This is a genomic window from Jeotgalicoccus aerolatus, assembly GCF_014635205.1.
Taxonomy (GTDB): domain Bacteria; phylum Bacillota; class Bacilli; order Staphylococcales; family Salinicoccaceae; genus Jeotgalicoccus; species Jeotgalicoccus aerolatus.
On sequence record NZ_BMCN01000004.1, the window covers coordinates 125,235 to 138,896 of the forward strand.

Genomic DNA, 13,662 nt, shown 5'->3' on the forward strand with positions numbered 1-13,662 from the left:
TAATGTTTTTTGGTATATAAAAATGATATAATCATCTTATGAATTTTCTTAAAGGATATGGTCTGATGAATCAAAGTGCCAAACACATATTTAAACTGGATCCGGCAAAACCGGTAGACGATTTTACGCTTGAAAAGATAATTACATCAAAAACGGATATGATTCTAGTCAGCGGTACTGATAATGTTACTGAAGAGAATATTTCAGAGCTCCTAGACCGGATTAGACGTTTTAATGTTTTTACAGCACTTGAAATCTCACATCCGGATGCAGTGGTCCCCGGATTTAATCATTATTTTATTCCGACAGTAATCAATACAGAAAACGTGACGTATACCCACGGCATGCTGGTGGATGCTTTAATGGAATATCATGATTTTATCGACTACAGCAGTATATCTCTCATGCCTTATATAATAATGAATGAAGAATGCAAAGCATTTAAACATGCAGAATGTACAAGCATCGGTGATGAAGAATTTATAGCGATGATTCATATGCTCGATAAGCTGTACAAGATGGATTACATATATATAGAATACAGCGGAACATTTGGCGACAGTGCACTCGTGAAAGAGGCATACGATGCAGCTGAACATTCAAAAATAGTGTACGGCGGCGGTATCGTGTCAAAAGACAGTGCAGCAGCAATGAAAGACAAAAGCGATATAATAGTCGTCGGAAATGTGATTTACGATAATGTTGAACAGGCATTAGAAACTATCATTTAATAAATTGGAGTTTTTATAATGGATTTATCTACGATGAATAAAGAACAGCTGGAAGCGATAAAGACAACGGAAGGGCCGCTTTTAATTATGGCGGGTGCCGGCAGCGGGAAAACACGGGTGCTGACACACCGTGTGGCTTATCTGCTCGATGAAAAACAGGTGCCGTCCTATAATATACTGGCCATTACATTTACTAATAAGGCGGCGCGTGAAATGCGTGACCGTGTCGATAAAATAATTGCAGAAGATGCTTCTAAAATGTGGATTTCCACATTCCACGCAATGTGCGTCCGTATTCTAAGACGCGATATCAGCTATCTTGGCTACGATACAAGCTTCTCTATTTTAGACCCGCTCGACCAGCAGTCGGTCGTAAAGGATATTTTAAAAACTAGAAATTTAGATACAAAACAGCATAATCCGAGAAGTATTTTGTCTGTGATATCGAATTATAAAAATCAGCTGATCAAACCGGAGCAGGCTATTGCTGAGGCAGGCGGCTTCCAGGATGAACTGTACAGTGAAATTTATAAGGATTATCAAGAAATACTTTACCGCAACAGCTCACTTGATTTCGACGATTTAATCATGCTCACTATAGAATTGTTCCACAAAGAGCCGAACGTTCTGAATTACTATCAGACGCGTTTTCAGTATGTCCACGTCGATGAGTATCAGGATACTAACCATGCGCAGTATCAGCTCGTCCAGATGATAGCAGCAAAATACCGCAATATTTGTGTCGTCGGAGACTCGGACCAGTCGATTTATAAATTCCGCGGTGCGGATATTCAAAACATTTTAAATTTTGAAGAGGATTATCCTGAAGCGAAGGTAATAAAACTGGAAGAAAACTACAGATCGACGAAAACGATACTGGATGCAGCGAACGCGGTCATCGATAATAATACTGAACGCAAACCGAAAAATCTCCGCAGCAATAAAGGAGACGGTGTAAAAATAGAAGTAAATGTATCGTTCAGCGAGCGTGAAGAAGGCCACCGTGTCGTCGAGAAAGTCCAGCAGCTGAGTGAAGATTACTCATACGGCGACATGGCCGTGCTCTACCGGGCTAATGCCCAGTCGCGTGCAGTGGAGGATGCATTCGTCAAATCGAGTATTCCTTATAAAATGGTCGGCGGTACGAAGTTCTACAGCAGAATGGAAATTAAAGACCTGATGAGTTACTTAAAAGTCATTCAAAACCCGTTTGATGATATTAGTTTTCAGCGGATTATCAATGTGCCAAAACGGGGAATTGGCACGAAGACAATCGACAAGCTCAGGGCTCATGCTGAACAATTAAATTCAAGCATTTACGATGCGATCCGCGATGCCGACTTTCTAGGTATTCCGGCAAAGACCGTAGCTAAACTGATGACGCTGCTCGGCGTCCTGGATAACTTAAAAGAAAAATCAAAATACATGACGATGACAGATCTTGTTGATGAAGTGCTGGCGGATACCGGCTATCATGACATGCTGAGTTCCGATAAAACCTTAGAAGCCAGAAGCAGACTGGAAAACCTGGAAGAGTTTAAAACAGTAACGAAAGAATTCGACAATGAATATCCAATTGCGGATGACAATTTATTTAACTTCTTAAGTGAGATGGCGCTCGTTTCTGACCAGGATGGTATGGATGATACAGCGGGTGTAACGATGATGACCATGCATGCATCAAAAGGGCTGGAATTTAAAGTGATATTCATCATCGGCCTGGAAGAGGGAATATTCCCATCGCGCCGCGTACAGTTTGACGATCAGGAGCTGGAAGAGGAAAGAAGACTGATGTACGTTGCGCTGACACGTGCTATGGATCAGCTGATTTTATCGCGTGCTGAATCCCGTATGCTCTACGGTAAAACAGAAAGCAATATGGTCAGCCGATTCCTCTCGGAAATACCGGAAGAGCTGCTGGAGTCTTCAGGCAGCGTATCCCGAATGGGTGAAAACAGTGCAAATACAGGCACTTCATTTTCACGCGGACCAAAAAAACGTGCACGTGTGATAAATACAAATAAAGGGACTAAGTTTAATGTCGGCGATAAAGTTTCGCACAAAGCATTCGGCGAAGGTATCATTTCGCAAGTCAAAGGCGAAGGTGATAATGAGGAACTTGATATTGTATTTAAGACTGCGGGACCTAAACGGCTGCTGGCCAACTATGCACCGCTTGAAAAAAAGGACTGAGTATAAATGAAAGAAAGAATACATGAATTGCAAAAATTGCTGACCCGCTACAATTATGAATATCACGTACAGGATAATCCGACGATTCCAGACACTGACTACGATCAGCTTTTACGTGAATTAATCGAACTTGAAGGTGAGTATCCTGAATATAAAACAGATACGTCACCGACAGTCAGAGTCGGCGGTGAAATTCTCAGCAATTTTGAAAAAGTGTCGCATAATACACCGATGCTCAGTCTGGGCAATGCTTTTAATGAAGCGGATTTAAGAGCTTTTGATCAGCGTGTCAGACAGCATATCGAAGATGTGACTTACATGTGCGAACTTAAAATTGATGGACTTGCCGTATCATTAACATATGAAAACGGACAGTTTACCCGCGGGGCGACGCGTGGTGACGGCACGGTCGGTGAAAACATAACTGAAAACTTACGAACAATTCACGCTATCCCGCTGGCTGTCGATTCGAATTTAACATTCGAAGTCCGGGGTGAGGCCTATATGCCGAAACGTTCTTTTATAAATCTGAATAAGAAAAGAGCCGAAGAAGGGCAGCAAGAGTTCCAAAATCCGAGAAATGCTGCAGCAGGCTCGCTTAGGCAGCTGGATCCAAAACTGGCAGCGGCAAGAAATTTATCGGTCTTTTTATACAGCGTGACATCTCCTGAGGCGCTCGATGCGGAGAGTCAGAGCGGCGCACTCGATAAATTGGATGCACTCGGTTTTAAAACGAACAAAGAACGACAGCTGATGGATACAATTGATGATGTTCTTGAATATATCGATTACTGGACGACGCACCGATCAGAACTTGCTTATGAAATTGACGGCATCGTGATTAAAGTGAACGACTTGGCTTCTCAGGATGAACTCGGCTTTACAGTGAAATCTCCGCGCTGGGCAATTGCCTATAAATTCCCGGCGGAAGAAGTCGTGACCAAGATTTTAGATATTGAATTAACAGTCGGCCGCACAGGCGTAATTACACCAACTGCAATTCTCGAACCTGTTAAAGTTGCCGGAACAACGGTCGGCCGAGCATCACTCCACAATCATGAGCTGATTGAGGAGCGGGATATACGGATTGGAGACAAAGTGGTGATCCGTAAAGCGGGCGATATTATCCCGGAAGTTGTAAAATCTTTAAAAGAAGAACGAACTGATCAAAGTGTTTATGAGGCGCCGACGACATGTCCGTCATGCGGTCATGATACTGTGCATCTGGAAGACGAAGTCGCAATTCGCTGTATTAACCCGTCATGTCCAGCTCAGCTGACCGAAGGAATCATTCACTTTGTATCGAGAGGCGCGATGAACATCGACGGCCTGGGGGAAAAGGTAGTTCGCCAGCTGTTCGATGCAAAACTGATTACTGACGTTTCAGATTTATATAAACTGGAGTATAATGACTTAATTGAGCTGGAGCGTATGGGCGATAAAAAAGTTTCCAATCTGCTGAATGCGCTGGAGGCTTCTAAAGAGAATCCGCTAAATAAATTGTTATTCGGACTCGGTATCCGTTTTCTAGGTTCAAAGGCCTCCAGGCTGATTGCAGAAGAATACGGTTCGATGGACGAAGTGTTAAAGGCAGAAAAAGAACAGCTCATTGAAATTCCGGAAATCGGAGAGAAAATTGCAGATTCCATAGTGACTTATACCGGCAACGATGATTTTATCGAACTGGTTGAGAAATTAAAAACAGCAGGACTGAACATGACTGAAGAAAAAGAAGCGCTGTCGGGCACGGAATTTGCCGGCATGACTTTTGTCTTAACCGGCAAGCTTGTTGAGATGACGAGAGATGATGCGAAACAGAGTATCGAATCTTTCGGCGGCAAAGTCACAGGCAGTGTGTCTAAAAATACAGATGTTGTCGTTGCAGGCGCTGATGCCGGAAGCAAGCTTGAAAAAGCAGAGAAAATCGGTGTAGAAGTTTGGAATGAAAGAGAATTTATTGAGAAATTGGGGCAATGAGTTATGAAGTTTAAATCATTATTACTCGCAGTCGGAACTTTACTTATGCTCGCAGCTTGTGATGGAGCCAATGAAGCAGAAATAACAGAGCAGATGAATGACGCTTCACTTGAAAACGAAGTGTCGAACGTGCAGCCGGAGGAACAGGACGAGATGCTGACATCGAGCAGCGAAGCGTTTTACCGCTCGGTCGTTCCGTATGAATTATCTCCGGCACGCGGCTTAACGAGTGCCAACCTTGTCTCGTCTTATAATGTTGAAGAATTCGAAAAAGGCCTGCTGTCCATTAGTCAGAACGTATTTCCGACTGACGAATATGTGTTCAGAGAAGGACAGATTATTTCTGAAGAAATGGTCAGAGGATATTTAAGCCGGCAGTATACGAGTGAAGAATTGGAAAATATGGATGAGTCGGAACTCGTAAACTCAGATGCCTTCAGCAACCTCGGTTTAAATCCGTCGACCAACGGTGAAACAGATCCGGAGGTTATTGCTGAAGAAGCACCGCTGTATCTGTCACATATTCTGGAGCAGAATTATTTATCGGAAGATGAAGAAGGCAACTTGCAGTTTGACGGTATTACGATTGGGCTGGCAATGAACAGTGTGCACTATTATCAGACTGAGGAATACGGTCAGACGAAAGAACGTGCGCTTGATCCGGAAGTCGTTCGGGAAAAAGGCGAAGAAATGGCGGCTGAAATCCTAACGCGTATTCGCGCAAACGAACAGTATGCCGATAAAGAAATTGTATTCGCCATCTTTATTCAGTCCGGCGATACTGATATAGTGCCCGGCAACTTTGTTGCTGAAGCGGTTGTGCCGCCAGGCGGAAATACAATCGAATCATTTAGCGATATTGAAACTGAGAATATCCTCTTGCCATCAGATGAAGCGGCGGAAATATCTCAGGAAGCGAACAGCGAATATCAAAATTTCAACAGGGATTTATCGTCTTATTTTGACAGTTTTACAACTTCTGTCGGCAGAGGGAAATTCAACAGCGGCACTCTTGAATCACTGACAGTGGAAATACCGATAGAGTATAACAGCCGAAGTGAAATGATAGGGATGTCCCAGTTCGTCAGAGATCTTGTGAACGAGCATTTTACAGGCACGGATATTGAAGTGGAAATCAAAGATAAGAACCAGGTATACAGTGTCATCACCCGGCAGGGAGAAAATGAAGCAAATCTTTATATATTTGAATAGACAATAGACTAAGCACGTGGCAAAGTGTGCCGGTTTTTGGTAAACTTTAAATGTTGTATTTTAACGGAGGAGGGTCATTCATGGAAGAATTAGACTTAAAGAAAATTCAGCGTGTAGCTGACTTATCGAAGATAGAAATTAAAGATGAAGATGAGCTGAAAAACTTATCGACAAAAATTAAGAGTATTGTAGCGCACTCAGAGCGTTTGAATGACTTGGATTTATCGGATGTTGAGCCGATGACACATGCAATCATGACACCTGAAAACACATTGCGTGAAGATAAGGCTGGCGAGCCTCTTAAACAGGAAGATGCGCTTAAGAACACAGAGTTCACTGAAGGTGGACAATTTAAAGTACCTAGAATGATATAAAGGGAGGTTAATATAGTGAATATTAATGAATTAACAGTTGAAGAATTATACAGTAAAATTCACAGCAAAGAGATAAAACCTTCTGAAGTAGTCGGTGCTCTTTTTGAAAGAATTGAAAAATATGATGGCAATATTAAAGCCTTCATTACTTTAACTAAGGAACAAGCTGAAAAAACAGCTGCAGAACTGGACCGTCTTCAGGCAGAAGATAAAATGGACGGCAATATGTTCGGAGTACCAGTCGGTATTAAGGATAATATCGTTACAAAAGATATTTTAACGACTTGTGCAAGCCGCATGCTGCATAATTTTAAACCGGTTTATGATGCAACAGTGATGACAAAACTTAAAAATGAAAACTCAATTTTAATGGGTAAACTGAACATGGATGAATTTGCTATGGGTTCGACGTCTGAAACGTCTTATTTCCAGACAACTAAAAATCCATGGAACTTAAACTGTTCACCAGGCGGTTCATCAGGCGGCTCAGCCGCAGCTGTAGCAGCCGGTTTTGTTCCGTATGCTTTAGGTACAGACACAGGCGGTTCAGTCAGACAGCCGGCATCATTTTGCGGTATTGTCGGTATGAAACCGACTTACGGCAGAGTATCACGTTTTGGTCTGATTGCTTTCGCATCATCACTGGATCAAGTCGGTCCGATGACACGTACTGTTCGCGACAATGCTAAAGTACTTGAGTTAATCTCAGGCGAAGACAAAGCAAATGATATGACGAGTTCAAATAATCAGGATACAGATTTCCTGACAGGTATTGATAAAGATATTAAAGGGATGAAACTTGCACTGCCTAAAGAATTTCTCGGCAGTGATGTTGACGATGAGGTGACTGCAGCAGTTCTGAAAGCAAAAGAACGCTTTGAATCACTGGGTGCAACAGTTGAAGAAGTTGAAATGCCGAACCTTAAATATGTGGTCAGCTCATATTATTTAATCGCATCAAGTGAAGCCAGTGCTAACCTGGCACGTTTTGACGGTATCCGTTACGGCTACCGTGCAGAAAATGCTAAAAATCTTGAAGAACTGTACAAAAAATCCCGCGGAGAAGGTTTCGGCGACGAAGTTAAACGCCGTATCCTGCTTGGTACATATGTGCTGAGTGCTGGTCATTACGATGACTATTACGTTAAAGCGCAAAAACTCCGCCGTCTGGTATCGAATGATGTTCAAAGAATTTTAACGGATTACGATTTAATTATCGGACCGACATCAACGACACCGGCCCACAAATATGATGAAGTAGAAATTGAAGGAACGAAAGAATATAAAAATGATATCTTAACGATCCCGGCTAACCTTGTCGGTGTACCATCATTAAGTATTCCATGCGGTCTGACTGAAGATAATAGACCAATCGGCATGCAGCTGATCGGTAATCATTTTGAAGAGCGTAAAATTTATAATGCTGCCTACCAATTCGAAACATTATATAACCTGCACGAAGAACTTAAAAATCTAACGATGGGGGCGGAATAATATGCATTTCGAAACAGTTATCGGACTGGAAGTTCACGTTGAATTAAAAACAAACTCAAAAATATTTTCAAACGCCCCGCTGCATTACGGCCATGAGCCGAACACTAATCTGTCAGTTGTAGAACTCGGTTATCCGGGTACGCTGCCTGTATTGAATGAGACTGCAGTTGAATACGGTATGAAAGCTGCGATGGCATTAAATATGCAAATTGCAACGGATACGAAATTTGACAGAAAAAACTACTATTATCCGGATAATCCGAAAGCCTATCAGATTTCACAATTTGATAAGCCGATCGGTGAACACGGTTCACTCGATATAGAAATTGACGGCAAGAAGAAAACAATCGGCATTACGCGTCTGCACCTTGAAGAAGATGCGGGGAAATCAACTCATAAAGATGACTATTCACTCGTTGACTTAAACCGTCAAGGTACAGCACTTGTTGAGATTGTATCTGAACCGGATATCAGAACACCTGAAGAGGCGTATAAATATCTAGAAAAAATTAAGTCTATTATTCAGTACACTGGTGTATCAGACGTGAAAATGGAAGAAGGATCACTTAGATGTGATGCAAATATTTCTATCAGACCTGTCGGCCAAAAAGAATTCGGAACTAAAACCGAGCTGAAAAACTTAAACTCATTTAACTTTGTAAGAAAAGGACTTGAGCATGAAGTTAAACGCCAGGAACAAGTACTCTTATCAGGCGGAGTTGTCGAACAGGAAACAAGACGCTACGATGAAAAAACTGGTGAAACAGTATTGATGCGTGTTAAAGAAGGCGCGGATGACTACCGTTATTTCCCTGAACCGGATTTAATGCACCTTCATATCAGCGACGAGTGGAAAGAAAGAGTCCGTTCAACTATTCCGGCTTTACCGGATGAACTGCGTGATAAGTACATTAATGAATACGACTTGCCTGTTTACGATGCAGATATTCTGACGATGAGAAAAGAAATGTCAGATTTCTTCAGCGATATGGTTGAAAATCATCAGGCAGATCCTAAACTGGCATCAAACTGGTTAATGGGCAGCGTGAATGAGTACCTGAATAAAAATAATGCTGAACTGGAAGACACAGGCTTAACAGCTGAAAACCTGACAGGAATGATCAGCATTATCGAAGACGGTACAATTTCAAGTAAACAAGCGAAAAAAGTATTCTCTGTACTGGTTGAAAAAGGCGGTACGGCGAAACAAGTGGCCAAGGACCTTGGCATGGAACAGATTTCTGATCCTGCAGTACTGTCAGGAATGGTTACAGAAGTGCTTGACGCTAATGAACAGTCAGTTGAAGACTACAAAAATGGTAAAGACCGTGCAATTGGCTTCCTGGTCGGTCAAATTATGAAAAAATCAAAAGGACAGGCGAACCCTAAAATGGTCAACCAGATCCTTCTTGAAGAAATTCAAAAGAGATAAATCAACAAAAAGCACCTGCTGTCCTTAAGGACAGCAGGTGCTTTTTAACATTAACGTCTTATTTCCTATTGAATTAAGTAGCCTGAAATATTACTGATCATCTCATCTTCTATGGCAGGGTTGAGCTGATTATTATCGTAGTCATACGGATTGTCACTCATTACTTCCTGGTTATCGATATAGAAATAATCGTTTCCTGTAAAGTACTCACTGTCTGATTCAAGTTCGGCAGCAAGATTCTCGTGCTCATGTGCATTTGGATTCCCTAATAAAATGACAGTTTTATCAGTATTATAAAGATTCATATATGCATCAGTTAAATTACTTAAGTTTCTTTCAGGAAGGACTTCATCGTTATAATCTGCGATTTGCAGCGCATCCATAATAACTACATCGCTGTTATCATTAACTGTCAGTTCACTCATCTCAGTCGTATTTCCTGTCAGCTCAATCTGATTAAACTGAATGGAATTTGAATTGACCTGCTCGTTAAGACGATCTGCAAAGTCTCCGTTGTAATATGAAGGGAGCAAAACATCCACGATAAGCTGTTCGTTGTTCGCTACGCGTTCGTCGTATTTTTCCTGAAGAACGGGTTCCTTAAATACTAAAGCATCTGTATTTTCAGTTTGTTCTTCCACGCTGTTATTTTCTTCACCGCTGTTTTCTTCGCTTGTGCTGTCCGATTCTGTTTCCTGCTGCGGATCATTGGCAACCTCGGTGCTGTCAGTATCATTTTCAGCGGTTTCGTCCGTGAAAATAGAGCCGGTATGCATGAAGTTGAAATATATTCCTGCAGCAAACAATAAAAATAGTATGATTACTAAAGCTTTTTTCATGGTATCTCCTCAAATAATAATATCCCAAAGCATTAATATGATATAATGTTGGCAACATAATACTTTTAAATATTATTATACATGAATTACAGCAGTAAGACATTACTTTAGGATGATTGTATGAGCATAAATAAGTTAAATTTAAATAATAAAGATAAATATATTGAGCAGGCTTTTGAAATTTTAAATTTTTTTAAATCTATTATAATTGAAGTTCATCATATTGGATCTTCGAGACTTGAAAAATTTCCCTATCATTGCGACATGGATATTCTGTTTATCGTTAAATCTTACGATGACGTCAGGAATCTTGCAGATATTTTAATTGCTGAAGGCTATGCCCATGTCAGTAATTTTTCTGATTATTTCAGGGATGATATGGTCATGCGAAAAGTTGTGGATGGACAAATTGTCAATATGATTTTTATGAGCAGTACCAGCTGGAAAAAAGAAGATATATTAAACTGCACAGAGAATCTGCTGTTTAATGAAGAGTTTTCCGGAAATTTTAAAAATTTAAAGAAGGCATTTTTTAAAAATGAAATGACAGAAGCTGAATATGATGAACGTAAATATCGTCTCTTTCAAATGATTAAAGGAGAGGGCGATCATTTGACGAGCGTATAAATTCATATTAGAGGAGATATTTATGAAAACAGCAAGAATAATTTATAATCCGACTGCCGGTAAAGAGGGATTTACTGATAAATTGACTGATGTCCTGCAGCGTTTTGAAGATGCTGGATATATAACGAGCACCCATGCAACGACGGGACCAAACAATGCGACATATGCAGCGCGTTTTGCCTGTGAAAATAATTTTGATATGATCGTTGCATCCGGCGGCGATGGTACTGTTAACGAAGTCATTAATGGTATGGCTGAGTTCGATGAACGGCCGGAACTTGGTATTATTCCGATGGGAACGGTTAACGATTTTACACGTGCCTTAAAGATTCCGAATGATATTGATGAAGCTGTCAGTATTATTTTAAACGGCCGGACAGGAAAAGTTGATCTCGGCAGTATGAACGGCAAATATTTTATGAATATTGCCGGCGGCGGTAAAATTACTGAAGTATCCTATGAAGCACCGAGCAAATTAAAAGCGGTTATCGGCTCTCTTGCATATTACGTTAAAGGTATCGAACTGATCCCTCAAATGCGGAGTATTAATTTAAGAATTGAATACGATGATGAGTTATTTGAAGGTGAAGTAATGATCTTCCTGCTCGGCCTGACAAATTCCATCGGCGGCTTTGAAAAACTGGTCCCGAATGCTAAATTGAACGACGGATATTTTTCACTGCTGATATTAGAACATGTAAACCTTGCAGAATTTGGTCATATTTTATCACTGGCGACACGCGGGGAACATTTAAAACATCCAAAAGTACATTATTATAAAGCACAGGACGTCAAAATTACTGCATACGATGAAGTTCAACTGAATTTAGACGGTGAATTCGGCGGCGTGCTGCCGGCTCATTTTAAAAACTTAAAAGAATTTTTACAAATAAGAGTATCTGAAGCGTTTTACAATGAGATGAATAGTGAAGATAAAGACTATACACTGCCGGATCCGGCTGCGGAATAATTCGGGACAGATAAAAATTTTTGGGGTGAACGTATTGAAGCTTACGGTCTTTGCGACAACAGATGTGCACGGCGCAATATATCCTTATAATTATTTTGATAATGAACCAAAAAGCAACACTTTATTAAAACTGAAAACATATATTGAAAAGTATAAGACATTGAACCGCAGTGAAGCAGTCATTACAGCGGATAACGGTGATCTGCTTCAGGGAGATGTCTGGAGTGAATACGACAGTGTCAATGCTAAAGAAGCATTGGTGCCGTCAATTATTAACGAAATGTACGATGTGATCGGACTAGGCAACCATGAGTTTAATTTTGGTCTGCCTTTTTTAAATGAGTTTTACAGCCAGGTTAAAGTGCCCATTGTTAATTCAAACGTGGATTTCCTTGACGATCCCTTAAAAGATATTGTCAAAGCATCTTTTATAAAAGAAATTCATACAGCAGAAGCGCCGCTTAAAATCGGCTTTTTAAGCGTGGTCCCGACTCAGATTCTTAAATGGGATAAATTTAATCTGGAAAATAAAGTAGAAGCAGAACCGATGACTCAAGCGGTGCAGCGGACTGCAGGGAATTTAAAAGATAAGGATGCGGATATTATTATATTGCTGTCTCATACGGGTATGAGCAATGCAGATGATGATCTCAGTCAATATGGAGAAAACCAGGCAATTTTAATGGCGATGATGGAAAATATTGATGGTATAGTTTTCGGACATACACATGACCTGTTTCCGAATGAGGAGCGGCTGGTTGCTGATGACCGTATAAATATTGAAACAGGTACCTTTAATAAGATTCCGATGGTGCAGCCTGGAGTGTCTGCCAGTCATTTAGGCGCCTTGAATTTTGAACTTGCTTATAAAGAGAATAAATGGTTTGTAAAAACTGCATCCAGCCGGTTAATCAGTTCAGAAGATATTATCTTAAAAGATCAGGAAATTGAAAAATATCAATCTGCACATGAAAAGGTGCTGAATTATTTAAATACGCCAATTGGTACGACTGACTATCCGCTCCATACTTATTTCACGAGAGTGATTCCGTCAAGAGGGGTACAGCTTGTGTCAGAGGCAGTTGTCTGGTATGCCAAGCAGCTCGATGTTTTAAAAAACAGCAGTCTGCCGATAATCGGCTTTAACTCAGCGGTTAAAGTCGGCCGTGACGGACCTCATGATTTTACAGATATTCCACAAGGGGAATTAACGATTACAGACAGCATTAATTTATATAAACATGCGAATACGCTCGTCGTTATTAAAGTAACCGGGAGAATATTAAAAGAATGGCTGGAATGGGCAGCATCGTCCTTTAATCATTATGATGAAGAAGAAATACTGCAGCCAAATCATTCGAGAGACGGATTTCCGGGGTATAACTTCGATACTTTTTTTGACCTTGACTACACTTTCGATTTAACTAAACCTGTACGCTACGAAAGCTCTGCACACCAGGTCAGTGATTCAGAGCGTGTCGTAAAATATACTTATAAAGGTCAGCCGATTAAAGATTCTGATGAATTTATCGTACCGGCAAATAATTATAAAGTTGCTTATGCACCGTTCTTAAGACAAACTGAAGTACTTTATGAATCAGAATTATCGGTGAGAGATATTGTGACTGAATATATTAAAAGCAATGAGACTTTCGAGTACCGAAATCCGATGACGATTATCCCGTCTGGACCCTATAAATTTACGAGCGCTTCAGCAGGACAGAAATATCTTAAGGACTTGCCGGTGAGACATTTAAAAGAACATAAAGATGGGTTCAGCACTTACGAGGCTGAACTTTAAAATTAATTAATT

Annotated in this window: 11 protein-coding genes; 10 read left to right on the forward strand and 1 reads right to left on the reverse strand. The window is 40.7% G+C overall.

All coding sequences use genetic code 11. From position 1 onward, the window contains the following. Positions 1 to 38: 38 nt before the first annotated feature. The 7 genes from IEU81_RS10460 to gatB all read left to right on the forward strand — a co-directional run bounded on the left by IEU81_RS10460 (position 39) and on the right by gatB (position 9,413). On the forward strand, positions 39 to 731 hold the full coding sequence (locus IEU81_RS10460) for a geranylgeranylglyceryl/heptaprenylglyceryl phosphate synthase (RefSeq protein WP_231957237.1): 693 nt from the start codon (positions 39 to 41) through the stop codon (positions 729 to 731). Between the two features lie 18 nt (positions 732 to 749). After that, the gene (gene pcrA / locus IEU81_RS10465; RefSeq protein ID WP_186090955.1) at positions 750 to 2,924 is read left to right on the forward strand and encodes a DNA helicase PcrA; all 2,175 of its coding nucleotides are present in this window, start codon (positions 750 to 752) and stop codon (positions 2,922 to 2,924) included. Between the two features lie 6 nt (positions 2,925 to 2,930). Next, positions 2,931 to 4,901 carry an NAD-dependent DNA ligase LigA gene (ligA, locus tag IEU81_RS10470; protein ID WP_186090956.1) on the forward strand — a complete coding sequence of 657 codons (1,971 nt, stop codon included), beginning with the start codon at positions 2,931 to 2,933 and terminating at the stop codon, positions 4,899 to 4,901. Between the two features lie 3 nt (positions 4,902 to 4,904). After that, positions 4,905 to 6,113 carry a CamS family sex pheromone protein gene (locus IEU81_RS10475; RefSeq protein ID WP_186090958.1) on the forward strand — a complete coding sequence of 403 codons (1,209 nt, stop codon included), beginning with the start codon at positions 4,905 to 4,907 and terminating at the stop codon, positions 6,111 to 6,113. An 80-nt stretch (positions 6,114 to 6,193) separates the two neighbouring features. Continuing rightward, positions 6,194 to 6,487, forward strand: a complete 294-nt coding sequence (gene gatC, locus IEU81_RS10480) for an Asp-tRNA(Asn)/Glu-tRNA(Gln) amidotransferase subunit GatC (protein ID WP_176760585.1) — start codon at positions 6,194 to 6,196, stop codon at positions 6,485 to 6,487. Between the two features lie 15 nt (positions 6,488 to 6,502). Continuing rightward, positions 6,503 to 7,981 carry an Asp-tRNA(Asn)/Glu-tRNA(Gln) amidotransferase subunit GatA gene (gatA, locus tag IEU81_RS10485; protein ID WP_186090960.1) on the forward strand — a complete coding sequence of 493 codons (1,479 nt, stop codon included), beginning with the start codon at positions 6,503 to 6,505 and terminating at the stop codon, positions 7,979 to 7,981. Between the two features lies 1 nt (position 7,982). Continuing rightward, positions 7,983 to 9,413, forward strand: coding sequence for an Asp-tRNA(Asn)/Glu-tRNA(Gln) amidotransferase subunit GatB (gene gatB, locus IEU81_RS10490; protein ID WP_186090961.1), 1,431 nt, complete (start codon positions 7,983 to 7,985; stop codon positions 9,411 to 9,413). 65 nt (positions 9,414 to 9,478) lie between these two features. On the opposite strand, the gene IEU81_RS10495 is transcribed toward gatB, so the two are convergent. After that, positions 9,479 to 10,252 carry a hypothetical protein gene (locus IEU81_RS10495; protein WP_186090963.1) on the reverse strand — a complete coding sequence of 258 codons (774 nt, stop codon included), beginning with the start codon at positions 10,250 to 10,252 and terminating at the stop codon, positions 9,479 to 9,481. A 120-nt stretch (positions 10,253 to 10,372) separates the two neighbouring features. Between IEU81_RS10495 and IEU81_RS10500 the strand changes: the two genes are divergently transcribed. From IEU81_RS10500 to IEU81_RS10510, 3 genes are read left to right on the forward strand one after another with little or no spacing between them, the layout of a single operon-like run. Continuing rightward, the gene (locus tag IEU81_RS10500; protein ID WP_186090964.1) at positions 10,373 to 10,879 is read left to right on the forward strand and encodes a GrpB family protein; all 507 of its coding nucleotides are present in this window, start codon (positions 10,373 to 10,375) and stop codon (positions 10,877 to 10,879) included. 22 nt (positions 10,880 to 10,901) lie between these two features. Next, positions 10,902 to 11,849 (forward strand): diacylglycerol kinase, encoded by a 948-nt coding sequence (locus tag IEU81_RS10505; RefSeq protein WP_186090966.1) that lies wholly within the window; start codon positions 10,902 to 10,904, stop codon positions 11,847 to 11,849. A gap of 34 nt (positions 11,850 to 11,883) precedes the next feature. Continuing rightward, positions 11,884 to 13,650, forward strand: coding sequence for a 5'-nucleotidase C-terminal domain-containing protein (locus IEU81_RS10510; protein WP_186090968.1), 1,767 nt, complete (start codon positions 11,884 to 11,886; stop codon positions 13,648 to 13,650). The last annotated feature ends 12 nt before the right edge of the window (positions 13,651 to 13,662 follow it).